The organism is Rhodococcus ruber (genome assembly GCF_016804345.1).
In the GTDB taxonomy this organism is placed as follows: Bacteria; Actinomycetota; Actinomycetes; order Mycobacteriales; family Mycobacteriaceae; genus Rhodococcus; species Rhodococcus ruber.
Window position 1 is genome coordinate 5,291,183 of sequence record NZ_CP044211.1, and the last position, 24,294, is coordinate 5,315,476.

General features: G+C 70.7%; 24 protein-coding genes and 1 pseudogene. 12 read left to right on the forward strand and 13 right to left on the reverse strand.

Features of this window, described 5'->3' with window-relative positions; all coding sequences use genetic code 11:
• Positions 1-146 precede the first annotated feature (146 nt).
• Together F1734_RS24210 and F1734_RS24215 are read left to right on the forward strand one after the other, a co-directional pair.
• The gene (locus F1734_RS24210; protein ID WP_010593711.1) at positions 147-659 is read left to right on the forward strand and encodes an OsmC family protein; all 513 of its coding nucleotides are present in this window, start codon (positions 147-149) and stop codon (positions 657-659) included.
• A 275-nt stretch (positions 660-934) separates the two neighbouring features.
• Entirely contained in the window at positions 935-2,257 is a 1,323-nt protein-coding gene (locus F1734_RS24215; RefSeq protein ID WP_203011161.1) for a bifunctional o-acetylhomoserine/o-acetylserine sulfhydrylase, read from the forward strand.
• Positions 2,258-2,323: 66 nt separating this feature from the next.
• Here F1734_RS24215 and arsA read toward each other — a convergent pair.
• From arsA to F1734_RS24230, 3 genes and pseudogenes are all read right to left on the reverse strand, one after another.
• A pseudogene (gene arsA / locus F1734_RS24220) lies at positions 2,324-4,091 on the reverse strand (arsenical pump-driving ATPase).
• Positions 4,092-4,117: 26 nt separating this feature from the next.
• Positions 4,118-4,504: an arsenite efflux transporter metallochaperone ArsD gene (gene arsD, locus F1734_RS24225; RefSeq protein WP_010595618.1), complete on the reverse strand. Its 387-nt coding sequence runs from the start codon at positions 4,502-4,504 to the stop codon at positions 4,118-4,120.
• 17 nt (positions 4,505-4,521) lie between these two features.
• On the reverse strand, positions 4,522-4,938 hold the full coding sequence (locus F1734_RS24230) for an arsenate-mycothiol transferase ArsC (RefSeq protein ID WP_040274727.1): 417 nt from the start codon (positions 4,936-4,938) through the stop codon (positions 4,522-4,524).
• 71 nt (positions 4,939-5,009) lie between these two features.
• On the opposite strand from F1734_RS24230, the gene F1734_RS24235 reads away from it, so the two are divergent.
• From F1734_RS24235 to F1734_RS24260, 6 genes are all read left to right on the forward strand, one after another.
• Positions 5,010-5,411, forward strand: a complete 402-nt coding sequence (locus tag F1734_RS24235) for an ArsR/SmtB family transcription factor (protein WP_029540137.1) — start codon at positions 5,010-5,012, stop codon at positions 5,409-5,411.
• Entirely contained in the window at positions 5,408-6,487 is a 1,080-nt protein-coding gene (gene arsB, locus F1734_RS24240) for an ACR3 family arsenite efflux transporter (protein ID WP_017679683.1), read from the forward strand. Before F1734_RS24235 ends, arsB begins: the two co-directional genes overlap by 4 nt.
• A gap of 23 nt (positions 6,488-6,510) precedes the next feature.
• On the forward strand, positions 6,511-7,170 hold the full coding sequence (locus F1734_RS24245) for an arsenate reductase ArsC (RefSeq protein ID WP_010595622.1): 660 nt from the start codon (positions 6,511-6,513) through the stop codon (positions 7,168-7,170).
• Between the two features lie 19 nt (positions 7,171-7,189).
• Positions 7,190-7,606, forward strand: a complete 417-nt coding sequence (locus tag F1734_RS24250; protein ID WP_006945074.1) for an arsenate reductase ArsC — start codon at positions 7,190-7,192, stop codon at positions 7,604-7,606.
• A gap of 118 nt (positions 7,607-7,724) precedes the next feature.
• A complete protein-coding gene (locus tag F1734_RS24255) occupies positions 7,725-8,126 on the forward strand; it encodes a DUF2703 domain-containing protein (RefSeq protein ID WP_017679685.1) in 402 nt (133 codons plus the stop codon).
• 43 nt (positions 8,127-8,169) lie between these two features.
• The gene (locus F1734_RS24260) at positions 8,170-9,231 is read left to right on the forward strand and encodes an ArsO family NAD(P)H-dependent flavin-containing monooxygenase (RefSeq protein WP_040274721.1); all 1,062 of its coding nucleotides are present in this window, start codon (positions 8,170-8,172) and stop codon (positions 9,229-9,231) included.
• Between the two features lie 62 nt (positions 9,232-9,293).
• Here the strand turns inward: F1734_RS24260 and F1734_RS24265 are convergent, their stop codons facing one another.
• The 4 genes from F1734_RS24265 to F1734_RS24280 all read right to left on the reverse strand — a co-directional run bounded on the left by F1734_RS24265 (position 9,294) and on the right by F1734_RS24280 (position 16,173).
• Complete coding sequence (locus tag F1734_RS24265; RefSeq protein WP_124259210.1) at positions 9,294-10,304, reverse strand: dihydroorotate dehydrogenase-like protein; 1,011 nt, start codon at positions 10,302-10,304, stop codon at positions 9,294-9,296.
• Positions 10,304-13,876, reverse strand: a complete 3,573-nt coding sequence (nifJ, locus tag F1734_RS24270) for a pyruvate:ferredoxin (flavodoxin) oxidoreductase (RefSeq protein ID WP_203011162.1) — start codon at positions 13,874-13,876, stop codon at positions 10,304-10,306. The genes F1734_RS24265 and nifJ overlap by 1 nt, the downstream gene beginning before the upstream one ends.
• On the reverse strand, positions 13,873-15,549 hold the full coding sequence (locus tag F1734_RS24275; protein ID WP_040274716.1) for an NAD(P)-binding protein: 1,677 nt from the start codon (positions 15,547-15,549) through the stop codon (positions 13,873-13,875). The genes nifJ and F1734_RS24275 overlap by 4 nt, the downstream gene beginning before the upstream one ends.
• 123 nt (positions 15,550-15,672) lie before the next feature.
• Complete coding sequence (locus F1734_RS24280; RefSeq protein ID WP_010595628.1) at positions 15,673-16,173, reverse strand: ArsI/CadI family heavy metal resistance metalloenzyme; 501 nt, start codon at positions 16,171-16,173, stop codon at positions 15,673-15,675.
• Positions 16,174-16,264: 91 nt separating this feature from the next.
• Here F1734_RS24280 and F1734_RS24285 point away from each other — a divergent pair, with 91 nt between their 5' ends.
• Positions 16,265-16,624 (forward strand): Rv2640c family ArsR-like transcriptional regulator, encoded by a 360-nt coding sequence (locus F1734_RS24285; RefSeq protein ID WP_010595629.1) that lies wholly within the window; start codon positions 16,265-16,267, stop codon positions 16,622-16,624.
• Positions 16,625-16,690: 66 nt separating this feature from the next.
• Here F1734_RS24285 and F1734_RS24290 read toward each other — a convergent pair whose 3' ends face one another.
• The 5 genes from F1734_RS24290 to F1734_RS24310 all read right to left on the reverse strand — a co-directional run bounded on the left by F1734_RS24290 (position 16,691) and on the right by F1734_RS24310 (position 21,284).
• Positions 16,691-17,566, reverse strand: a complete 876-nt coding sequence (locus tag F1734_RS24290) for an amidohydrolase family protein (RefSeq protein ID WP_102031673.1) — start codon at positions 17,564-17,566, stop codon at positions 16,691-16,693.
• A gap of 83 nt (positions 17,567-17,649) precedes the next feature.
• On the reverse strand, positions 17,650-18,405 hold the full coding sequence (locus F1734_RS24295) for an iron ABC transporter ATP-binding protein (protein WP_010595631.1): 756 nt from the start codon (positions 18,403-18,405) through the stop codon (positions 17,650-17,652).
• The gene (locus tag F1734_RS24300) at positions 18,402-19,388 is read right to left on the reverse strand and encodes an iron chelate uptake ABC transporter family permease subunit (protein WP_238424051.1); all 987 of its coding nucleotides are present in this window, start codon (positions 19,386-19,388) and stop codon (positions 18,402-18,404) included. Before F1734_RS24300 ends, F1734_RS24295 begins: the two co-directional genes overlap by 4 nt.
• Positions 19,385-20,413, reverse strand: a complete 1,029-nt coding sequence (locus F1734_RS24305; protein WP_010595633.1) for an ABC transporter permease — start codon at positions 20,411-20,413, stop codon at positions 19,385-19,387. The genes F1734_RS24300 and F1734_RS24305 overlap by 4 nt, the downstream gene beginning before the upstream one ends.
• A gap of 13 nt (positions 20,414-20,426) precedes the next feature.
• Positions 20,427-21,284, reverse strand: a complete 858-nt coding sequence (locus F1734_RS24310) for a siderophore ABC transporter substrate-binding protein (protein ID WP_238424054.1) — start codon at positions 21,282-21,284, stop codon at positions 20,427-20,429.
• On the opposite strand from F1734_RS24310, the gene F1734_RS26350 reads away from it, so the two are divergent.
• Complete coding sequence (locus F1734_RS26350; RefSeq protein WP_234420128.1) at positions 21,277-21,417, forward strand: hypothetical protein; 141 nt, start codon at positions 21,277-21,279, stop codon at positions 21,415-21,417. The two genes, F1734_RS24310 and F1734_RS26350, sit on opposite strands and share 8 nt — an antisense overlap.
• Before the next feature lie 145 nt (positions 21,418-21,562).
• On the forward strand, positions 21,563-22,567 hold the full coding sequence (locus F1734_RS24315; RefSeq protein ID WP_010595635.1) for an acrylyl-CoA reductase family protein: 1,005 nt from the start codon (positions 21,563-21,565) through the stop codon (positions 22,565-22,567).
• A 7-nt stretch (positions 22,568-22,574) separates the two neighbouring features.
• On the opposite strand, the gene F1734_RS24320 is transcribed toward F1734_RS24315, so the two are convergent.
• A complete protein-coding gene (locus F1734_RS24320) occupies positions 22,575-23,162 on the reverse strand; it encodes a ribonuclease H family protein (RefSeq protein ID WP_010595636.1) in 588 nt (195 codons plus the stop codon).
• A 176-nt stretch (positions 23,163-23,338) separates the two neighbouring features.
• On the opposite strand from F1734_RS24320, the gene F1734_RS24325 reads away from it, so the two are divergent.
• A complete protein-coding gene (locus tag F1734_RS24325) occupies positions 23,339-24,277 on the forward strand; it encodes a DNA-3-methyladenine glycosylase family protein (protein ID WP_017679694.1) in 939 nt (312 codons plus the stop codon).
• Positions 24,278-24,294: the final 17 nt, after the last annotated feature.

A 24,294-nucleotide genomic window follows, 5' to 3' on the forward strand; every position in this document is an offset into this window, starting at 1 on the left:
CTTTCCGGTCGGGAATTGGTTACGGTCTGCGCCGTGCTCCTGCTGACCCGTCGCCGCCACATCGACTTCGCCCGCACGGCGACGTCCACGTGTCCGTGCCCGTAGGCCCGTCTCTCCCCCGAACCGACTGTCGAGGAAGCACATTCATGACCACTGCTCCGTCCACCCACCTGCGCGCCGTCGTCGACACGAATCGTGAGGCGATCGCCGGCGACCCCACCCGGGCTCACGCCGTCTTCCGCGCCGAAGCGCACGGGCACGACGCCGTCGCCAGCACCGTCGCCCTCGGCAGGTTCAGCGTCGAGGTCGACGAACCGCCGGCTCTCGGCGGGGAGAACACCGCGCCGAACCCCGTCGAGTACTACCTCGCCTCGCTGCTGTCCTGCCAGGTGGTGACCTACCGCGTCTGGGCAGAGCAGCTCGGGATCCGCGTCGACGACATCTCGGCGCGCGCCGAAGGCGATCTGGACGTGCGCGGGTTCTTCGGCTTCGGCGACGTCCGCCCCGGATTCGGGGAGGTGCGGGTCGCCGTTACGCTGTCGGGACCGGAGCCGCGCGAACGCTACCTCGAACTGCAGGAAGCGGTGGACGCCCACTGCCCCGTCCTCGATCTGACGCGCAACCCGACCCCGGTGCGAACCGTGGTCGAGATCGCGTGAATTCCGGCGAGCGCTGGTCGGCGTCCCGCGGAGCAGATAGTGTCGGGCGCGTGAGCCGGACACGAATTCAGGCAATGCCGGGGCCCTCCGCCCGCTGCCACGCCGTGTGCATGTGTATGTGCGGGTGTCCGGCCGTCTGACCGGCCGCACCCGATCCTCGCCCGTACCGGGCATCCCGAGTGTGCATCGACGTGGCGTCCCCGTGTCTCGTCCCGGGCGGGAACCGTCACGTCACCCCGAGACGATCGTCGACCGAACAACGGAGCAGCAACCCCATGAGCGAAACCCCCATCGATCCCGCAGCCTCCTGGAGCTTCGAGACCAAGCAGATCCACGCAGGACAGCCCGCCGGCGGCGACACCCGCGCCCGCGCCCTGCCGATCTACCAGACCACCAGCTACACCTTCGACAACACCGACCACGCCGCCGCCCTGTTCGGCCTGACCGAACCCGGCAACATCTACACCCGCATCATGAACCCCACCCAGGACGCGGTCGAACAACGCATCGCCGCCCTCGAGGGCGGCGTCGCCGCCCTGCTCCTCGCCTCCGGCCAGGCCGCCGAGACCTACGCCATCCTCAACCTCGCCGCCGCCGGCGACCACCTCGTCGCCAGCCCCTACCTCTACGGCGGCACCTACAACCTGCTGCACTACACCCTGCCCCGCCTCGGCATCGAGGTCACCTTCGTCGACGACCCCGACGACCTCGACCAGTGGCGCGCCGCCGTCCGCCCCACCACCCGCGCCTTCTACGGCGAAACCATCGCCAACCCCAAGAACCACCTCCTCGACATCCCCGGCGTCGCCGCCGTCGCCCACGAGCACGCCCTGCCGCTGATCGTCGACAACACCGTCGCCACCCCCTACCTGATCCGCCCCCTCGAGCACGGCGCCGACATCGTCGTGCACTCGGCCACCAAATACCTCGGCGGCCACGGCACCGCCATCGCCGGGGTCATCGTCGACGGCGGCACCTTCGACTGGACCGCCGCCGGACCCGACGGCACCGCCCGCCACCCCCAGTTCACCACCCCCGACCCCAGCTACCACGGCGTGGTCTACGCCGACCTCGGCGCCCCCGCCTACGCCCTCAAGGCCCGCGTGCAACTGCTGCGCGACCTCGGCGCCGCGGTCTCCCCGTTCAACGCCTTCCTCATCGCCCAGGGCCTCGAGACCCTGAGCCTGCGCATGGAACGCCACGTCGCCAACGCCGGCAGGGTCGCCGACTTCCTCGCCCGCCGCCCCGAGGTCACCGCCGTCGCCTACGCCGGCCTCGACTCCTCCCCCTGGTACGAGCGCGGCCGGGCTCTGGCCCCGCGCGGGACCGGCGCGATCGTCACCTTCGAACTCGCCGGCGGCATCGACGCCGGCAAGAAGTTCGTGAACGCGCTGACCCTGCACAGCCACGTCGCCAACATCGGCGACGTGCGCTCGCTGGTCATCCACCCCGCCTCGACCACCCACTCCCAGCTCACCGCCGCCGAACAACTCGCCGCCGGCGTCACCCCCGGCCAGGTCCGCCTCGCCGTCGGCATCGAACACATCGACGACATCCTCGCCGACCTCACCACCGGCCTCGAGGCTGCGGGCGCCTGATCCTGCCTCCCACACGCGGCCCCACCCCGGATACCGGGGTGGGGCCGTGCCTTTCGTGGCCGTGATCTACCGGGCGGCGACGCGGGTGGGGGCCTCGCCGAGTGCTCGCAGCGCCGGAACTCCCACCGGCTCGGTCGCGAGCAGCGGCACGACCGCGTAGCGCTCGGCGAGTTCGGTGCGGACCTTGTCGATCTGCCCGAGTTCGGCGGCGGCGCGGCGGCGCAGCAGCGGTGCGGTGGGCGCGGCGGCGGCCACGGAGTTGTCGATCACCCACGCCCAGGGGTGAATGCCGGCACGTTCGAGGTCGCCCTGGAGACCCGCGGCCTCGAGCACGGGAGTGGTCTCGGCGAGGGTGATCAACAGGACCTTCGTCGAAGCCGGATCCTGCAGGCGCATCATCGGGGTGACGGCGTGCAGGCCCGGGCCCAGCTGCCGGGTGACGTCGCGGTGGTAGGACCCGGTGGCGTCGAGCAGCAGCAGGGTGTGGCCGGTGGGCGCGGTGTCGACGACGACGAACTTGCGCCGGGACTCCTGGATCACCCGCGAGAATGCTTGGAACACCGCCACTTCCTCGGTGCACGGGGAGCGCAGGTCCTCGGCGAGGGTCGCCCGGCCCTGCTCGTCGAGGTGCGCACCCTTGGTGGCCATCACCCGCTCGTGGTAGGCGCGAGTGGCCTCGGCGGGATCGATGCGCGAGACATGGAGGTGTTCGACGTCGCCGTGCAGGGTGTCGGTCAGGTGTGCGGCAGGGTCGGTGGTGGTCAGGCGGACCTCGTGCCCGCGTTCGGCCAGGGCCACGGCGACGGCCGCGGCGACCGTGGTCTTCCCGACCCCGCCCTTGCCCATGCACATCACGAGACCGTGCCCGTCCCGCTCGATGTCGTCGATCAGGGCGCGCAGCGGTGCATCCGCGACGTCCGGCACCGCACCGATCTCCGGAGGGAGGTCCGTGCCGACGTCGGCCGTCTCGAACAGCGTCCCGAGGGCATCGAGACCGATCATGTTCGCGGCCTCGAGCTCGATCAGGTCCAGCGGCAAGGGTTTCAGCGCCGCCGGCATGCCCGCCAACGCGGCCTGTTCGCGGCGGTGGATCGCGAGGGCGAGGGGGTCCGTGTCGCCGGACGGCGACGTGCTGGCGGCTCAGCCCGAGCGCGGCGAGTTCGCCGTGGGTGCGGTCGATCTCGGCGAGAGCGGAGCGGGTGGCGCGGGCGACGAGCACGAGCCGGGTGCGCTGCGGGTCCGCCAGGGCGTCGACCGCGGCGGCGTACATGGCCTTCTGCTTGTCGAGCCCGGCGAGCGGTCCGAGGCACGACGCGTCACCCTTGCCCGCCGCGAGGAACTCGGTCCAGTTCCCGGGCAGCTGCAGCAGCCGGATGGTGTGTCCGGTGGGGGCGGTGTCGAACAGCACGTGGTCGAACGACGCGATCTCGCCGTCGGTGTCGGTCAGCAGCGAGGTGAACTCGTCGAACGACGCGACCTCGGTGGTGCACGAACCGGAGAGCTGCTCGGTGATCGAGGCGATCTCGGCGTCGGGCAGCAATCCCCGCACCGGCCCGACGATGCGTTCCCGGTAGGCATCGGCGGCCTGCTCGGGATCGATCTCGAGCGCCGACAGGCCGGGCACCGCGGGAATCGCGGTGAGGGCGTTGCCGATCGTGAGGCCGAAGACCTGACCGACGTTCGAGGCGGGGTCCGTCGAGACCAGCAGCACCTTCTTCCCGGCGCGGGCGAGACGCAGTGCGCTCGCACAGGCGATGGAGGTCTTGCCGACGCCGCCCTTGCCGGTGAAGAACACGAACCTCGGCGGGTCGGTCAGAAACGTGGGGGTGGTCATCCGGTGCTCTCCTCGTCCTCGACGGCTCAGCAGCAGGTGGCGTCGCCGGGTGTGCAGCAGGCATCGTCCGCGACATTCAGCATCGTCGCGCCGACGGGTGCCTCGGCGACGTCGAGTCCCGCCCACGCGGCGAGCTGGGTCCGATCGGGGTAGCGCCCGGTGAGCACGGTGACGTCGTCGACGAGCACGAGCGGCAGACCGGCGGAGCCGGCGACCTCGAGGAAGCGCTTGACGGCGGGAGTGTGCGCGAAGGCCAGCGGATCGTTGGCCAGGTTGTGGCGGGTGATGGTGGCACCCTGATCCTTCAGCCACTGCATGTCGGCCGTGAAGGTGACGAGGTTGCGGTCCACGTCGTCGCCGCACACGCCGGTGTTGCAGCACAGGGCCGGCTCGAAGACTGCGATGGTGCTCATGGTTTCTCCTGGTCGGATCAGCGGGTGGGGGAAGCGGAGTCGAGCAGCCGGGCGGCGAGGGCGTCGACTCGGGCGGCGATGTCGTCGCGCACGAGGCGCATCCGTTCGATGCCGTCGATGCCGCGCTCGGACGGCTCGTCGGTGTCCCAGTTCTCCACGTGCGCCGCGTCGACGCGGGCGTCGCGGCCGAGGGTGACGACGAGGTCGACCTCGGTCAGTAGCTGCGGATCGACCGGCTTGGGGTACTCGCCGGCCACCGGTGCGCCGACCTCCTCGAGCACCTGCACCGAGAGGGCGTTGAGCGCCGAACCCGGTGCCGTCCCGGCGGAGTGCACGGCGATGCGGCCGCCGGCGGCCTTGCGCATCAGCGCGGCGGCCATCTGGGACTTGCCGCCGTTCTTCACGCAGACGAACAGCACCGAAGGTGTGCGCACGGGAGGGTTTCCTTTCGACCGGGCCGGCTGTCCGTTTGACGCCGTGTTTCGACAACCGTCAATATAGACGCATGCCGAATCAACCACCGCGCGGGGACGAGCCCTGCTGCCCGCCGCTCAGCCGCGAGCCGCTCACCTCCGATTGGGCCGGTGACCTGGCCCGCATGTTCAAGGCCCTGGGCGATCCGGTGCGCCTGCGGATGCTGAGCCTGATCGCCAGCCACGAGGGTGGCGAGTGCTGCGTGTGTGACATCTCACCGTCCTTCGACCTGTCGCAACCGACCATCTCGCATCATCTGAAGGTGCTGCGGGAGGCCGGCCTCCTCGACTGCGAACGTCGCGGCACCTGGGTGCACTACCGGGTCGTCCCCGCCGCTCTGGCCCAGCTGTCCGCGGTGCTGTCCGTCGAATCCGGGCTCGTCGCGACCTCGTCGTGCGCGCCCGCCGGCACCCTCGAGGAGGTCGCCTCGTGACCACCACCAGCGACCACCCGGCCGTGGTCGGCAAGCTGTCCACCCTCGACCGGTTCCTGCCGGTGTGGATCGGCGTCGCCATGGTCGCCGGCCTGTTGCTCGGCCGCCTGATCCCGGGCCTCGGCGACATCATCTCCACCGTCGAGATCGACGGCATCTCGCTGCCGATCGCCCTCGGCCTGCTGATCATGATGTACCCGGTGCTGGCCAAGGTGCGCTACGACCGGCTCGACACCGTCACCGGCGACCGGCGGATGCTGATCGGCTCGCTGGTCCTGAACTGGATCGTCGGGCCGGCGCTGATGTTCGCCCTGGCCTGGCTGATGCTGCCCGACCTGCCCGAGTACCGCACCGGACTGATCATCGTCGGTCTGGCCCGCTGCATCGCCATGGTCATCATCTGGAACGACCTCGCCTGCGGCGACCGCGAAGCCGCCGCCGTCCTCGTCGCACTCAACTCCGTCTTCCAGGTGATCATGTTCGCCGGCCTCGGCTGGTTCTACCTCTCGGTGCTGCCGGGCTGGCTCGGACTCGAACAGACCACCCTCGACGTCTCGCCCTGGCAGATCGCCAAGTCGGTGCTCATCTTCCTCGGCATCCCGCTGCTCGCCGGCTTCCTCACCCGCCACTTCGGCGAGAAGGCCAAGGGCCGGACCTGGTACGAGCAGAAGTTCCTGCCCAGGATCGGGCCGTGGGCCCTGTACGGCCTGCTGTTCACCATCGTGATGCTCTTCGCGCTGCAGGGCGAGCAGATCACCTCCCACCCGTGGGACGTCGCCCGCATCGCCCTGCCGCTGCTGGCGTACTTCGCGATCATGTGGGGCGGTGGCTACCTCCTGGGCGCGGCGATGGGCCTGGGCTACGAGCGCACCACCACCCTCGCGTTCACCGCGGCCGGCAACAACTTCGAACTCGCCATCGCCGTGGCCATCGCCACCTTCGGCGTCACCTCCGGCCAGGCCCTCGCGGGAGTGGTCGGACCGCTCATCGAGGTGCCCGTGCTCGTCGGCCTCGTCTACGTCTCGCTCGCCCTGCGTAAGCGCTTCGCCCCCTCCGCCACCCCTGCCGCTTCGTGAAGCCCGAGAGCCAGGGAGCCGACATGTCCGACCACTCCGACCGCTACCAGCCCGAACTGCTCATGCCGCAGGCGGTACTCCAGCGTGCCGCCGAGCACCTCGCCGACAAGTACGACGGGATCTTCTCCCCGCAGACCGTCGAACGGGTGGTGTTCGAGTCCTATGCGGCGCTGCGCCGCACCGCGACCGTCTACACCCACCTGACCGCGCTCGCCCCGCGCTTCGCCGCCGAACGCCTGACCGCACTGGCCCAGGCCGAAGGCGCCGTCGCCAAGGACGTTCCGGAGGTGCTGTTCGTCTGTGTGCACAACGCCGGCCGCTCCCAGATGGCCGCCGCCCTGCTGGATCACCACGCGGGTGGCCGCGTCCACGTCCGCTCCGCGGGCTCCGCGCCGATCGCGGCGATCAACCCGGTGGTGGTCGAGGCCATGGCCGAGCTCGGCCTCGATCTCGGCGCCGAGTTCCCCAAACCGCTCACCGACGACGTCGTCGCCGCCGCGGACGTGGTCGTCACCATGGGCTGCGGCGACGCCTGCGCGGTCTATCCCGGCAAGCGCTACCTCGACTGGACCGTCCCCGACCCGGACGGGCAATCCCTCGAGGTCGTCCGCACCATCCGTGACGACGTCGACGCCCGGGTCCGCGCTCTGCTCGCCGACCTCACCGCCGTTCCCACCGCCTGACACCCGAAAGGTTCCCTCGATGACCACCAAGCCGTCCGTGCTGTTCGTGTGCGTGCACAACGCCGGCCGCTCCCAGATGGCCGCCGGATTCCTCACCGCCCTCGCCGGCGACGCCGTCGAGGTCCGTTCCGCCGGCAGCGCCCCCGCCGATCAGGTCAACCCCGCCGCCGTCGAGGCCATGGCCGAGCTCGGCATCGACATCTCCACCCAATCCCCGAAGATCCTCACCACCGACGCCGTCGAAGCCTCCGACGTGGTGATCACCATGGGCTGCGGCGACACCTGCCCGGTCTTCCCCGGCAAGAGCTACCGCGACTGGGTGCTCGAGGACCCGGCCGGCAAGGGCGTCGAGTCGGTCCGCCCCATCCGCGACGAGATCAAGACGCGGGTCGAGGCACTGATCGCCGAACTCGTCCCCGGCGCCGTCCGCAGCTGACCGAGCGCAGGGCGTGTCCGGCCGGATCCACCGGGACACGCCCTGCGGCCCGGCCGGGTCGGCCACACTGGAGCCGGGTCGACTCCCACCTTCCCCGCGAACCGAGAAGGGGTGCGCGATGACGGCACTGCCCATCGTCTGGCAACGCCTGGTCAGCCAGGGACAGACGTGCCGCCGCTGCGCCGGCACCGGTGAGCAGGTCCAGGACGCGATCGGCACGCTCGAGCAGGTCCTGCGCCCGCTCGGCATCGCACCGCACCTCGAGGTCCGCGAACTCGACGACGCCGCCTTCGCCGCGGACCCGGCCGAATCCAACCGCATCTGGATCGCCGGCCGCCCGCTCGAGGACTGGCTCGACGCCGACGTCGGCAGCAGCCGCTGCTGCTCGGTGTGCGGCGACTCCCCGTGCCGGACAGTGGCACTCGGACCGGTCACCTTCGAAGAGATCCCCGAACGACTGATCGTCAAGGCCGCCCTGATCGCCGCGGCGAGCCTGCTCGACGCCCCCGGTCACCCCTGACGGCCGGGATCGACGATCTGCGCACGCGATGCCGAGGGAGACGATGAGCACGGTCGAGGTGGACGTCGTGGTGATCGGGGGCGGGCAGGCCGGCCTGGCCGCCGGGTACTACCTGCGCCGGGCCGGGCTCGAGTTCGTCGTACTCGATGATCAGCCCACACCGGGCGGCGCGTGGCCGCACACTTGGCCGTCGCTGCGGTTGTTCTCCCCCGCGGAGTATGCGTCGCTGCCGGGATGGCCGATGCCGCCGTGGCGGGACGGGTTCCCACCCGCCCGGCACGTGATCGAGTATCTGACCGCGTACGAGCGCCGCTACGGCCTGCCGGTGCGGCGGCCGGTGCGGGTGCGGGCGGTCACCCGCGACGACGACGGGGAGCGGCTGCGGGTGGACACCGCGGAGCGGGTGTGGCGGGCACGGCGGGTGATCAGCGCCACCGGCACCTGGCAGCAGCCGTTCTGGCCCGCTTGTCCCGGAGCCCGCGGCTTCGCGGGCAGACAGTTGCACACCGTGCAGTACCGCACCCCGGGTGAATTCGCCGGTAAGGCGGTCGTGGTGGTCGGCGGCGGCAACTCCGGCGCCCAGCTGGTCGCCGAGATCTCGGAGGTCACCGACACCACCTGGGTGACCACCCGGCCGCCGCGGTTCCTGCCGGACGACGTCGACGGACGCGTGTTGTTCGAGATGGCCTCGCGGCGCGCGCTGGCGCTGGCGGCCGGACGCCCCGATCCGGGCGGTATCACCGACCTCGGTGACATCGTGATGGTTCCGGAGGTCCTCGCGGCCCGGGACCGCGGCGCGCTGGATCCGCTGCCGATGTTCGACCGGCTGACCCGGGACGGCATCTCGTGGGACGACACCGGGGAGAGCCGGCGCGCGGACGTGATCGTCTGGGCCACCGGATTCCGCCCCGCCCTGGCGCCGCTGCGGCCGCTGCACCTGCGCGGGCCCGACGGTTCGATCGATGTGGCGGGCACCCAGGCGTTGAAGGAACCCAAGCTGCATCTGCTCGGCTACGGGGATTGGACCGGCCCCGGCTCGGCCACGTTGATCGGGGTCGGGCGCACCGCCAAGGCCACCGTCGCCGGCCTGGCGCTGGACCTCTGAGCCGGCACCGCGGCCGGAACGCCCCTATGAGCACCCCCGGGGCTCGAGCGGGACCGGAAGCCTCACACGATGCCGTAGGCGCGGTGGTCGGCCTCGCGGAGCGCGCCGACGTAGTCACCGCGTCCGCGGCCGGTCCCGTCCGCGCCGGACGACACGGCGAGCACGCCGCGGAACTCGTCGACACTGTGATATCCCTTGCGGCGCATCCACTCACGCACACCGTCGAGCAGGACGGCGGCGTACTCGGGTCCGTGGCGCAGCAATGCCGAGGCGGACTGCACGACGTCCGCACCGGCGAGCAGATACTCGATCACGTCGGTGGCGTCCTCGACGCCGGTGGTCGCGGCCAGGTCGGCGCGCACCCGTCCCCGCAGCAACGCGATCCAGGTCTGCGGCAACCGGGTCTCCGCGCGGGTCGACAGGGTCACGGCCGGGACCACCGTGAGGGTTTCGGAATCGATGCCGGGCTGCAGGAACCGGTTGAACAGCACCAGTCCGTCGGCCCCGGCCTCGTCGAGACGGAGCGCCATCTCGCCGATCGAACTGAACTGGGGGCTCATCTTGACCGCCACCGGCACGGTGACGGCGTCCGCGACCCGGGCCAGGACGTCGAGGTGTCGTTGCTCGACGTCCCGGCCACTGATGTGCGGATCACCGGGCAGGTAGTAGATGTTCAGCTCGATGGCGGCCGCACCGGCGTCCTGCATCGAGCGTGCGTAGCCCGCCCACGCGCCCGGGGTGACGCCGTTCAGGCTGCCGATCACCGGGACGGCGACCGCCTGCGCGGCGCGTTCGAGCAGGCTCAGGTAGCGGCGCGGTCCATGGTCCTCGACGGCGTCGTCCGGAAAGTACGACGAGGACTCGGCGTAGCTCTGCGAACCGTGCTCGGTCAGTGCCGCATTGCGTTCCGCCTCACGCAGCAGCTGCTCCTCGAACAGCGAACACAGCACCACCGCACCGACGCCCGCGTCGGCGAGCCGGCGGACCCCACCGACCGTGCGGGACAGTGGGGATGCCGCCGCCATCAGGGGATTCGGCAGGCCCAGGCCCAGGTAGCGCGTCGACAGGTCCATCAGCGATCCTTGCGGGCGTCGGCGGTGAAGTGGTGCGACCCTTGCGATGCCATGTCCTCGTACCGGTCCCAGCGCTGAGCGATCGCCTCCTCGGCGAGGCCGAGAAGCCGGTCGTATTCCGCCGGGTCGGTGTTGGCGAGCGCGCGGTACCGCAGCTCGCGGCTGCGGTAGTCCTCGAGCGGAATCCTCGGCCGGTGCGAATCGAGCAGGAACGGATTCTCCCCGGCCGCCCGCAACACCGGGTCGTAGCGGATCAGCGGCCAGTGCCCGCTGGCCACCGCGCGGTACTGCTGGTCCATCCCGTGACGCATGTCGATACCGTGCGCGATGCACTGACTGTAGGCGATGACGAGCGACGGGCCCTCGTAGGCTTCGGCTTCCCGCATCGCCTGCAAGGTGTGCTGCGGATCGGCACCCATCGCGACCCGGGCGACGTAGACGTTGCCGTAGGCGATGGCCTGCAACGCAAGGTCTTTCATCGGAACCGTCTTGCCGGCTGCGGCGAACTTCGCGATCGCGCCGAGCGGGGTGGCCTTGGACATCTGTCCCCCGGTGTTGGAATACACCTCGGTGTCGAGGACCAGGACGTTGACGTTGCGACCGCTGGCCAGGACGTGGTCGAGACCCCCGGCACCGATGTCGTAGGCCCAGCCGTCGCCGCCGACGATCCACACGCTGCGTCGCACCAGGTGGTCGAGCACACTGCGCAGGTCGGCGGCCGTGGTCGGATCAAGCTCTGCGAGACGGGTTTCGAGTTCGGCGACCCGTTCCCGCTGGGCGCGCAGCTCGGACTCGCGCAGTTGCGGCGCCGTCAGGATGCTGTCGGCGAGGTCGGCACCGACCGCCTCCCGCAGTTCGGTCAGGCGCCGCCGGGCGAGCCGGGTGTGCTCGTCGGCGGCCAGCCGGAACCCCAGCCCGAATTCGGCATTGTCCTCGAACAGCGAGTTGGACCAGGCGGGGCCGCGGCCGTCCGCGTTGGTCGCCCAGGGGGTGGTGGGCAGATTGCCGCCGTAGATCGACGAGCAGCCCGTGGCGTTCGCGATCATCAACCGGTCGCCGAACAGTTGGGAGAGCAGCTTGAGGTACGGGGTCTCCCCGCAGCCCGCGCAGGCGCCGGGAAATTCGAACAGCGGCTCGAGGAACTGCGTTCCGCGGACGGTGCCGAAGTCCACCCGGGCCCGGTCGGCCGTCGGCAGCGTCTCGAAGAAGGCGATGTTCTCGCGTTCGGCGGCCACTCGCGGTTCGCGGGGTGCGAGGTTGATGGCCTTGGTGACCGTCGCGCCGGGAGTCACGGCGGGACAGGCCTCGACGCACAGCCCGCACCCGGTGCAGTCCTCGGTGTAGACCTGCAGGGTGTACCGGGCGTCCGGCAGACCCACGGCCCCCAGTGCCGCCGAGGCGAACTGCTCCGGGGCACCGTCCAGGTGGGATTTGTCGTAGAACTTGGTGCGGATCACGCTGTGCGGACAGACGAAACTGCAGTTTCCGCACTGGATGCAGGTGTCCGGGTCCCATGCTGCGACCAGTTCCGAAATGTTGCGCTTCTCGTAGGCGGTGGTGCCGCTCGGATAGGTCCCGTCGACGGGAAACGCGCTGACCGGCAAGGCATCCCCACGCCCGGCCATCATCTCCGCGGTGACGGTGCGGACGAACTCGGGCGCGTGCTCCGGCACGATCGGCGCCGGTACTCGGGTGGTGGTCACCCGGCCGGGCACCTCGATCCGGTGCAGCTCGTCCAACGCCCGGTCCACCGCGGCCAGTTCGCGCCGCAGCACGTCGGCTCCGCGGTTGCCGTAGGTCTTCTCCACCGACTTCTTGATCCGGGCGACGGCCTGCTCACGCGGCAGCACATCCGAGATCGCGAAGAAGCAGGTCTGCAGCACGACGTTGATCCGCCCGGCGAGCCCGACCTCGCGAGCGATCCGGCCCGCGTCGACGGCGTACAGCGTGATCCCCTTGTCGAGGATCTGTTCCTGGACCCGGCGGGGCAGCGCGTCCCAGACCTTGTCCGGCCGGTGTCTGCAGTTCAGCAGCAGGGTCGCTCCCGGTGCGGCCGGTCCCAGGACGTCGATCTTGTCGAGGAATCGGAACTGATGGCAGCCGACGAGGTCCGCGCGGCTCACCAGATACGGTGCGCGGATGGGCCGCGGTCCGAAACGCAGATGCGAGACGGTCTGCGAGCCGGACTTCTTCGAGTCGTAGACGAAGTAGCCCTGCGCGTGCAGGTGTTCCTCGTCGCCGAGGATCTTGATGGTGTTCTTGTTGGCCCCGACGGTCCCGTCCGAGCCCAGGCCGTAGAAGATCGCCCGCACGGTGTCGGGGGATTCGATGTCAAAGGACGGGTCGTAGGTGATGCTGGTGCCGGACACGTCGTCGTCGATGCCGACGGTGAACCGGCGTCGGGGCCGCTCACGGGCGAGCTCGGCGAAGACGCCGGCCACCATCCCGGGTGTGAACTCCTTCGACGACAGGCCGTAGCGGCCGCCGCAGATCCGGGGCATGACGGCTCGCTCACCGTCGGCATGTGCCTCCGCGAGGGCCGCGACGACGTCGAGATACAGCGGCTCGCCGTGCGACCCGGGCTCTTTGGTGCGGTCCAGCACGCCGATCGCGCGCACCGTCGCCGGCAGCGCCGCCAGCAGCGCCTCGGCGGGAAAGGGTCGGTACAGCCGCACCTGCACCACCCCGACGCGCTCACCGCGGGCGGCGAGCGCGGCAGCGGTGTCGGATGCGGTCTGCGCCCCGGATCCCATCAAGACCAGCACTCGTTCCGCCTCGGGGTGCCCGGCGTACTGGACGATGCGCAGGCCGCGGCCGGTGCGCTCACCCAACTGCGCCATCAGCTCGTCCACCACCGCCGGAACCCGGGCGTAGAACGGGTTGACCGTCTCCCGTGCCTGGAAGTAGGTGTCCGGGTTCTGCGCGGTGCCCCGGATGAACGGCCGCTCCGGCGACAACGCGCGTCCGCGATGCTCGTGGATCAGCTCCTCGGGCACCAGTGCCCGCAGGTCGTCGTCGGTCAGCGTCTCGATGGTGTTGAGCTCGTGCGAGGTGCGGAAGCCGTCGAAGAAGTGGACGAACGGCACCCGCGTCCGCAGGGTCGCGGCCTGCGCCACCAGCGCCAGGTCGTGTGCTTCCTGCACCGAGGCCGAGGCGAGCAGCGCGAACCCGGTCTGGCGCACCGCCATCACGTCCGAATGGTCACCGAAGATCGACAGTCCCTGCGCGGCCAGGGACCGGGCAGCGACGTGCATGACCGCCGAGGTCAGCTCGCCGGCGATCTTGTACATGTTCGGGATCATCAGCAGCAGGCCCTGCGACGCGGTGAACGTCGTCGCCAGTGCCCCGCCCTGCAGCGCGCCGTGCAGCGCGCCCGCCGCGCCGCCCTCGCTCTGCATCTCCACCACACTCGGCACGGTGCCCCACAGGTTCGGCCGGTGCCGGCTGGACCATTCGTCGGCCAGCTCGGCCATCGCCGACGACGGGGTGATCGGATAGATGCAGCACACTTCGTTGAGCCGGTAGGCGACCGACACGGCCGCCTCGTTACCGTCCACCGTGGCACGCGTCATGTCGGCTCCGGAAACATCTCGATGGCGTGCACCGGGCACTGCTCGAAGCACTCCGCGCAGCCGGTGCACTTGCCGTAGTCGTACCGGTAGCCGTGGCCGGGACCCAGCTTGACGATCGCGTCCTCCGGGCACGCGCCGAGACAGCCGTCGCACTCGAAGCAGTTGCCGCACGACAGGCACCGGCCCGCCTCGAAGGTCGCCGCCTCCGCCGACACTCCGCCGACCACCTCGTCGAATCCGGAAAGACGTTCCTCGACAGGCAATTCGGGCTGAACACGCCGATCCGCGTCGGCGAAGTACCACAGGTGCAGCTGGTCGAACGTCGCGATCGGATGCTTGGCGGGCCGCTCGCCGGACACTCGACGCAGCCAGGCGTCGATGTGGTGCGCCGCCTTCTTCCCGTGCCCCACCCCCACCGTGACGGTGCGCTCGCCGGGCACCATGTCGCCGCCTGCGAACACCCCGGGGCAGCCGGTCATCAGCGACTCGTCCACCCGCACGCTGCCGTCCCGCTCGAACTCGACCCCGGGCAGCGTGCGCATGAACGCCGACTCGGTCTCCTGGCCGATCGCCATGATCAGGGTGTCCGCGGCCAGCGTCTCGAAACGGCCGGTGGGCCGTGGACGACCGGACTCGTCGAGTTCCATGACCTCGACCTGCAGTTCGGGCCCGTCGAAGGCGGTGACCGTGCGCAGCCAGTTGATCCGCACGCCTTCGCGTTCGGCGTCCTCGGCCTCCTCCGCGTGGGCGGGCATCTGCTCGCGGGTGCGGCGATAGACGATGACCGCGTCCTCGGCCCCGAGCCGGCGGGCCACCCGGGCCGCGTCCATCGCCGTGTTGCCGGCGCCGTAGACGGCCACGTGCCGCCCGACGGGCGGGTTCTCCCCGGAGGCGACACCGCGCAGGAACGACACCGCGTCGATCATCGTGCCCGCGTCGCAGGCCGGGATGTCGACCCGTTTGGCCAGATGCGCGCCGACCGCGACGAACACCGCGTCGAAACCGCCCTCCGCGCGTTCCGCCGCGAGATCCTCGACCCGGTGGTTGCAGGTCAGCCGCACCCCCAGTGCCGCGACCCGCTCCAGCTCCGCCTCGAGCACGTCGCGCGGAAGCCGGTAGTTCGGGATGCCGTAGCGCATCATCCCGCCGGGCGCGGCGCCGGCGTCGCGGATCTCGACGTCGTGGCCGCGGCGGGCGAGGTGACAGGCGGCGGACAGCCCGCTCGGCCCGGCACCGATCACCAGTACCCGCTTGCCGGTGCGGGTGGGGGGCGGCTCGAACATCCAGCCCTGCTCGCGTGCCCGGTCGCCGAGAAAGCGCTCCACCGAATGGATGGACACGGCGCTGTCCAGAGTGGCGCGGTTGCAGACGGATTCGCAGGGGTGGTAGCACACCCGGCCGTGGACGGCGGCGAACGGATTGTCGGCGACGAGCTGCCGCCAGGCCTGCTCGTACCGGCCGGCCTTCGCGTGCGCGAGCCAGGCCTGGATGTTCTCCCCGGCGGGGCACCGTGCGTTGCACGGCGGCAGCAGATCCACATACACGGGCCGACGCCGGCGCACCGGCCCCGCGCGGGGACGGCCGTGCACCAGATCCGGCAGCGGCGTGAGCTCCTCCGACGGCCGGGCCGGACGCCCGCCCGTCGCCCCGCCACTGCGCTCGTCGGCAGTCATCCCCTCACGATAGGGCTCCGGCCGGGTGTCCGGCACCGGATTGCGGCGGCGCCGGCATGCCGACGACGCGCCGGCTCGGGCCCGCCTACGGGCGGGGGCCCGGAGCGGGGCCGTGGGTGTCGCTCAGCAGCACGTCGTCGCGGCCGGCGCCTTCTCGGTGCCGGTCGCCGATTCCTGCTCCCGTTCGGCGGCGGAGCCGCAGCACACGCCCTCCGCGTTCTCGTCCTGGTCGAGCAGCTTCGGGCTCGTGCCGAAGGTCTCGCTGTCGGCGAGGACGGTGTAGACCTCCCACTTCTCCCCCGCCGGGCCGGTGACCCACACCTTGTCCTGGGTGGCGAAGCAGCAGGTGGTGCCGATCTCCTCGTCGGTGAACAGTCCTTCGTCCGTGAGGCGGGCGATCTCGGAGTGCACCTTCTCGCTCGAGTCGACCTCGACGCCGAGATGGTTGATCGAGCCGCCCTTGCCCGCGTTCTCGATCAGGACGAGCTTCAACGGCGGCTCGGCGATCGCGAAGTTCGCGTAGCCGGGCTTCAGCTTGGCCGGCTCGGTGCCGAACAGCTTGGTGTAGAACGTCACGGCCTCCTGCAGGTCGTCGACGTTGAGGGCGAGCTGGACGCGGGACATGATGACCTCCACCTGTGAGACATACGTCGAATTGCTGGTTTCACTGTCGTCACCTTTTTGACATATGTCAAGAGGGGTGGATGATGGGGGCATGCCCAAGGCGCTCCCGGTCATCGACGTCTCCGCCCCCATCTGCTGTGCGCCGGTCTCGGCGGCACCGATGAGCGAGGCAGCCGCCCTCGAGGTGGCGCTGCGGCTCAAGGCGCTCGCCGACCCGACCCGCATCCAGCTGATGTCGATCCTGCTCACCACGCGGGAGGACGACGTGTGCACGTGCGACCTGGCGTCGGCCGTCGGGCTGACGGAGTCGACCGTCAGCCACCACCTCGGCCAGCTGCGCAAGGCGGGGATGGTGCAATCGACCCGCCGCGGCATGAACGTCCACCACCGTGCCTGCAGCGACGCACTGCAGGCACTCCGCCTCGTCCTCGACCCCCACTGCTGCACCTGAGTGGCCGAATGTCACACCGGTTCGATCACATCGAACCGGTGTGACATTCGGCCGGACGGCCCCCGCTCACACCGCGCCGAACAGTGCCTCCGCGTTGTCCCAGCACACCGCGCGGACCCATTCGCTGCCGAGATCGAGCCGTTCGACCGCCTCGAGCTGATGGATGTACGGGTACGGGATGTTCGGGAAGTCGCTGCCGAACAGCACCTTCGAGCCCAGTGCCCGCAGCCGCGGCAGCTCGTCCTCCGGGAACGGCATCGACTCCTGGGTGAAGTCGGTGAACGCCATGGTCGTGTCGAGGTGCACCCACGGATATTTCTCGGCCAGTTCGAGGAACTCGCGATACTCGGGCATGCCCATGTGCGCGACGATCAGCGCCAGCCGCGGGAACCGGTCCAGCAGCGCGGCGATCGGCCCGGGCCCGGTGTGCGCGCCCGGCGCCGGCCCCGAGCCGCAGTGGATGACGATCGGCACCCCGGCGTCTTCGAGCAGGCCCCACACCGGATCGAGCAGCGGATCGTTGGGGTCGTAGTCCCCGACCTGGATGTGCGACTTGAACACCCGTGCGCCGTGCTCGAGCGCCGCGGCGACATAGTCACCCGCCTCGGGCTCGGGGTAGAACGTCGCGGTGTGCAGGCAGTCGGGGGTGCGGGCCGCGAAGTCCACGGCCCAGGAATTCAGCCACGCGGCCATCGCGGGCTTGTGCGGGTAGAGCATCGCCGTGAATCGACGGACCTCGAAACGCCGCAGCCGCTCGACGCGTTCCTCCTCGGCGTGCCGATAGGTGATGGGCCATTCGCGTCCCACGAGCGGTCCGGCGGAATCGAAGTATCCCCACACCTTGTCCATGACGCTCTTGGGCATGAAGTGGGTGTGCACGTCGATCAGACCGTCGAGGCCGTGCCGGTCCCGGAAGTCGGCTACCTGCTGCGCTTCGTCCATCCCCCGAAGGTAGCGACCCCACCGCCGGTGCGCCTTTTGGGCTGCCCCAGCCGCCCGAAGGACACACCGGCGCCGAAGGCGCCTCAGAAGTACACGGCGATGCGACGGCCGTCGATCTCGTGCACGGCGATGTCCATGTCGTAGACCTTGCGCAGCACCTCGGGCCGGAGGATCTCGTCGACGTCCCCGTCGGCGACGACGGCACCGTCGCGCATCGCGACGATGCGATCGGAGTGGCACGACGCGAAGTTGATGTCGTGGATCACCAGGATCACGGTCTTGCCCATCTCGTGGGCCATCCGTCGCAGCAGCTGCATCATGTGCTGCGAGTGCTTCATGTCCAGGTTGTTCAGCGGTTCGTCGAGCAGCACGTAGTCGGTGTCCTGCGCGAGCACCATCGCGACGAACGCCCGCTGCCGCTGCCCGCCGGAGAGCTGGTCGAGGAAGCGGTGCTCGAACCCGCCCAGGCCGGTGTACTCGATGGCGCGGTCGACCGCGTCGTGGCAGGACGCCGACAGCCGGCCCTTCGAATGCGGGAAGCGCCCGAACTCGACGAGTTCACGCACCGACAACCGCACCGCGGTGGTGTTGTCCTGGCGCAGCACCGACAGTTTCTTCGCCAGCGCGTCCGAGGGGGTGGCCCGCAGGTCGAGCCCGTCGATGCTGACCGATCCGGCGTCGGAGTCGAGCAGCCGCGCGACGATGGTCAGCAGTGTCGACTTGCCGGCGCCGTTGGCACCGATGATCGACGTGAGCCCGCCGCGCGGGACGTCGATATCGACGGGCCCGAGCACGGTGGTGCCGGCGTAGTTCTTGGCGAGATCCCGGACGGTGATCACAGGCGTGCACCCCTCACGAGCAGGGAGATGAAGTAGATGCCGCCGACGAAGTTGACGACGACGATGAGGCTCGAGTTGTAGTCGAGCAGCCGGGCGAGGACGAACTGCCCGCCGACCAGCGCGACGATCGCGACGAGCGTCGCGGCGGGCACCGTCCAGCGGTGCCGGAACGTGCCGACGAGTTCCCGGGCCAGGTTGGCCACCAACAGCCCGAGGAACGTGATGGGCCCGACGAGCGCGGTGGACACCGAGACCAGCACCGCGACGACGATCAGCGCGCGAGTGACGACGCGCCGATGGTCGATGCCGAGGCCGACCGCGTGCTCGCGGCCCAGCGCGACGACGTCGAGCTGACGCAGCAGCGGCACCGAGAACGCCGTCGCCGCGACGACGAGCAGGGCCGACACGGCGAGCAGGTCGACCTGCACGTTGTTGAAGCTGGCGAACAGCACGTCCTGCAGGGTCATGAAGTCGTTGGGGTCGATCAGCCGTGACACCAGCGACGACAGCCCCCCGAACAGGGCGCCGAGCACGATACCCACGAGCACCAGCACGTACAGGTCGCGGGATCCGCGGTCGAAGAGCCATCGGAACAGCACGAGCGCGAAGGCGACCATGGCGAGCACCTCGACCCCGAACTTCAGGCGCGGATCCAGTGTCGCGAGGGCGCTCGCGCCGAACAGGAACACCACGAGGGTCTGCAGCAGCATGAACAGGCTGTCGAAGCCCATCACGCCCGGGGTGAGGATGCGGTTGTTGGTGACGGTCTGGAAGATCACCGCGGCGAAGGCGGTGGCGTAGCCGACGAGCACCATCGACAGCACCTGCCGGCTGCGGATCTTCATGGCGAAGTCCCACGAGCCGGTGACGAAGAGGAACAGGTAGGCGCACACCGCCAGTGCGGCGACGACGCCGAGCACGACGAGCACGCGGGCAGGGTTCCGGCGACGGGTCGCGGGGGGTGCGGCGAGGACCTGGCTCATCGCGCACCTCGCCGGGTGCGCAGGATCAGCGCGATGAACACGACGGCGCCGACGACGCTCGCGACGGTGCCGACCGGGATCTCGTACGGGTAGCGGATGACACGGCCGACGACGTCGCAGGCGAGCACGAATCCGGCGCCGGCGAGCGCGGTGATCGGCAGGACGCGGCGCAGGTTGTCGCCGAGCGCCATGGTGACCAGGTTGGGCACGACGAGGCCGAGGAACGGGATGGCGCCGACGACGACGGTGACGACGGCGGTGGTGACGGCGACGACGACCATCCCGATGTTGATCACCAGCTGGTACGGGACGCCGAGGTTCTTCGCGAAGCCCTCGCCGAGGCCGGCCACGGTGAAGCGGTCGGCGTACAGATAGGCGACGGCCATGACGGCGACGACGACCCAGATGATCTCGTAGCGGCCGCGCAGGATGCCGGAGAAGTCGCCGCTGGTCCACGTGTTCAGGGCCTGCATCAGTTCGAGCCGGTAGGCGAAGAACGTGGTGACGGCCATGACGACGCCGCCGAACATGAGGCCGACGAGCGGCACGACGATCATGTCGGTGAACCGGACACGGCGCAGCAGCCGCAGGAACAGGAAGGTGCCGACGAGGGAGAAGGCGACGGCGACGAGCATCTTGCCGAGCACGGACTGGCCGCCGAGGAACAGGGTCGCGACGAGGATGCCGAGCAGGGCCCATTCGACGGTGCCGGCGGTGTCCGGCGCCACGAACCGGTTGCGGGTCAGGTGCTGCATGATCAGGCCGGACACGCTCAGGGCGGCGCCGGCGAGCAGGATCGCGATCAGTCGGGGCACGCGCGAGACGAAGAACACCTCGAGGGTCGCGGTGTCGCCGCGCAGCAGGTCTGCGGGCGTGACGTCGGCGACGCCGACGAACAGGGACGCGAAGGCGGCGACGGCGAGCAGCACGGCGCCCAGCAGGACGGGACGCAGACGCACGGCCGGGCCGGCGGCCGCACGCGGGGTGCGGTCGCCGGCCCTGCCGGTCGTTACCGGGGCGCTCACGGGCGGGAGGAGGTCATGCCGCCGCGGCCGTGCCGACGGCCTGCCCGACGACGTCGATCTGGGACTGGACGGAGCTCAGCGCGCTCGGCGCCATGTACCAGGTGTACAGGTCGAGGTAGGTGATCCGGCCTTCCTTCGCGGCCGTGGTGCCGCCGACGAGGGGGTTGTCGAGGACTCGGGACGCGTTGGGGCCGGTGGTGTCGCCGAGGGGTGCCTCGCGGTCCTGGACGAACATCAGGTCGGGATCGGCCTGGGCGATGTACTCGAAGGACACGGCGTCCCCGTGGGCGACGTCGTCGGCGAAGGTCTCCGACACGGGCTTGACGCCGAGGTCGTGGATGATGCCGTACCGGGAGCCGGGTCCGTACGCGGTGACCTCGGCGGCCTCGACGCGCGCGATGAGCCCGCGCAGATTCGCCTGTGCGGCCGCCGCGGACACGGCGTCGAACGACTCCTCGATGCCGGCGAACTTCTCCTCGAACGCGTCCTCGGCTCCGAAGATGGTGGCGAGGTTGCGGTTCTGCGTCTCGACGCTGTTCAGGAAGTCCTTGGAGTCGACGGAGAGGTCGACGGTCGGGGCGATCTCGCTGAGCGCGTCGTAGCTGGTGGCCGACCGGGCGGCGACGATGATGAGGTCGGGCTCGAGGGCGTTGACGGCCTCGAAGTCGGGCTCGAACAGCGATCCGACCTTGGCGACGTCGTCGCCCCGGTAGCGTGCGAACGATTCGGGCCAGTTCGTGAGGGCGGGGACGCCGACGGCATCGGGCAGGTCGAGGTCGATCATGGACTGCAGGACGCTCTGGTCGAAGACCACGACCCGTTCGGGATCGACGGGCACCTCGGTCTCGCCCTGGGCGTGACTGATGACCACGGTCGCGCCGGTGTCCGCCGCGGTGTCGGAGGAGGTGTCGGAGGAGCAGGCGGAAAGCCCGAGCGAGGCGGCCGCGATTAACGCGACGGCGGCGGACAACCGGATACGCATGGGCAATCTCCTTGAAAATTGAACTTCCGGGGTAGGCGAAGCCGCTCGTGCGGCCCCGCCGCCACCCCGAACTCAGCGAAGCGTTGCCTAACTTAGCATGCCTTTACTTACCGTTGGCAAGAGTCGTGTCTCCACACGGACGAGCGCGCCGCCACTACGGTCGGATCATGACCTCAACCACGTTCTCCGCCTGGGTCGCGCGCGAGCACGACGGCGCGATCGACTTCGCCCCCGAGACCGTCGACGAGACGATGCTGCCCGACGACGGCATCACCGTCCGCGTCCTGCACTCGAGCGTCAACTACAAGGACGCCCTCGCCGTCGTCCCGCGCGGCGGCGTGGTCCGCAACTACCCGATCATTCCCGGCATCGACCTCGCCGGTGAGGTCGTCACCTCGGATCACCCCGACTTCGCGCCGGGCGACCGGGTCCTCGCGCACGGCTACGAGATCGGCACCGGCCGGCACGGCGGCTACGCCGAGTACGCCCGCGTCCCCGCCGACCAGCTCGTCCGGCTCGGCGAGCTCTCCACGGCCGACGCCGCCGCCATCGGCACCGCCGGCTTCACCGCGGCGCTCAGCGTGCAGGCGCTGCTGCGGCACGGCCTGACCCCGGACGACGGACCCATCGTCGTCACCGGCGCCTCCGGCGGCGTGGGCACCGTCAGCGTCGACCTGCTCGCCGCGGCCGGATTCGAGGTGGTCGCCTCGACCGGCAAGCCGGAAGCCCACGACCTGCTCACCGAGCTGGGCGCCGCCTCGGTGATCGGACGGCTGCCCGAGGACCCCGACGCGAAGCCGCGACCGCTCGGCAAGGCGCACTGGGCGGGGGCCGTGGACTGCGTCGGCGGCGCGACCCTCGCCCATGTCCTCAGCACCGTGCAGTGGGGCGGCGCGGTCGCCGCGAGCGGGCTCACCGGCGGCGCCGCCTTGCAGACCACGGTGATGCCGTTCATCCTGCGCAGCGTCGCGCTACTGGGAATCGACTCGGTGCAGCTGCCCATCGTCCCGCGGCGCGAGCTGTGGGAGCGCCTCGCGGGCGACCTGCGTCCCCGGCACCTGGCCGACATCATGCGCCGCATCCCCGCCCGGGAGCTGGTGTCCGTGCTCGATCTCGTGCGGGCCGGCAAGTTCACCGGCCGGGCGGTGATCGAGGTCGCCGACGGATTCTGACGGCTCGTCAGAAGAGGGTGAGCTCGACCTCCTCGACCACCTTCACCGTCCGGCGCACCGCCTTCTTCGCCCGCGCGGGCGCGGGGGTCGGCTCGGGCCGCGCGGGCGCGGGGGTCGGCTCGGGCCCGGCCGGTTCGGAGACGGGCGCCTTCGGAGCGGGCGGGGCCGCCCCCTGGGCGCGTGCCGCCTCGCCCGCCAGTTTGTCGGCGAGTTCGTTGAAGTGGTTGCCGACGTGCCCGCGCACCCACCGGAACCGCACCGGCCCGGACCGCTCGGCGAGGACGCGATCGATGGCCTGGACCAGGTCGAGGTTCTTCACCGGCGCGCCCGTCGCCGTCTTCCAGCCCTTGCGCTTCCATCCGGGCAGCCACTCCGAGGCGCACTTGATGGCGTATTGCGAGTCGGATTCGATGATCATCGGTTCCGGACCGGGGTGGGCCTTCAGCGCCTCGAGCAGCGCCCGCAGCTCGGCGATCTGATTGGTGCCGGAGCGTTCCCCGCCGGCCCGGCTCGGCCCTTCGTGATTGACCCACGCCCATCCGATGGCGCCGCCCGGGTTTCGAAGGCACGAACCGTCGGTGCTCACGATGATCATGTGCCAGACCATATCCCGTGGCAGAGGCGACGTCGCGCCCGAGGCACCGACGCGCCGCGGCTGTGCAGAAATCGCGGCCCTCCTCGGCGTGTCGGCACGAGAAGCGCACACTCGGCGGGTCGCCGCCTTCGATCCGCACCTCGTCGCCCGGTACGGCGGCACAGTACGGTGGACCGGTGCCCGTCCCCGCTCCACCCAGCACCGGCGCGCTCGTCGTCCGCGCCGAGCTGCCCCGGCCGGTGGACGTCGCGCTGACGTTGCAGCCGCTCCAGCGCGGCCCCTACGACCCCTGCCACCGCCGTGACGGGCACGCGGTGTGGCGCACGTCCCGGTTGGCGTCGGGGCCGGTCACCTACCGGCTCGTGCAGGACGGTCCACGTGGCGTGCGCTGCCAGGCGTGGGGTCCCGGAGCCGCGGAACTGGCAGACCGTCTTCCCACCCTGCTCGGCGCCGACGACGATCCGACCGGGTTCCGGCCCGAGCATCCGCGCCTGGCCGAGGCCCATCGACGTCTCCCGGCCCTGCGGATCCCACGCACCGGCCGCGTGCTCGAGGCGCTGGTCCCGGCGATCCTCGAACAGCGGGTGCACGCCGTCGCGGCGTTCGCGTCGTGGCGGCGGCTCGTCACCTGGTTCGGCGACGACCCGCCCGGCCCGGCACCGGAGGGGATGCGGGTGCCGCCGGCCGCCGAGACGTGGCGCCGCGTTCCGTCGTGGGAGTTCCACCGGGCGAACGTCGACCCCGGCCGGGCCCGCACCGTCGTGCGCTGCGCCCAGCTGGCCGACCGGCTCGAGCGCCTCGTCGACCTCGATCCCGTCGAGGCACAGCGCAGACTGCACTCGATCCCGGGCGTGGGGATCTGGACCGCCGCCGAGGTCGCGCAGCGCGCCTTCGGAGACGCGGACGCGCTGTCGGTGGGCGACTACCACCTCGCGAAGATCGTCGGCTGGTCGCTGCTCGGCGCGCCGCTCGACGACGCCGGCATGGTGGAGTACCTGGAACCCCTTCGGCCACATCGTTACCGGGCCGTGCGGCTGATCATGGCGACCGGCGGGGCGGGGCGGGTCCCGCGGCGGGGGCCGCGCACGCCGATCACCGATCATCGTCGGCACTGAGCAGGTCTCCGCGCCGG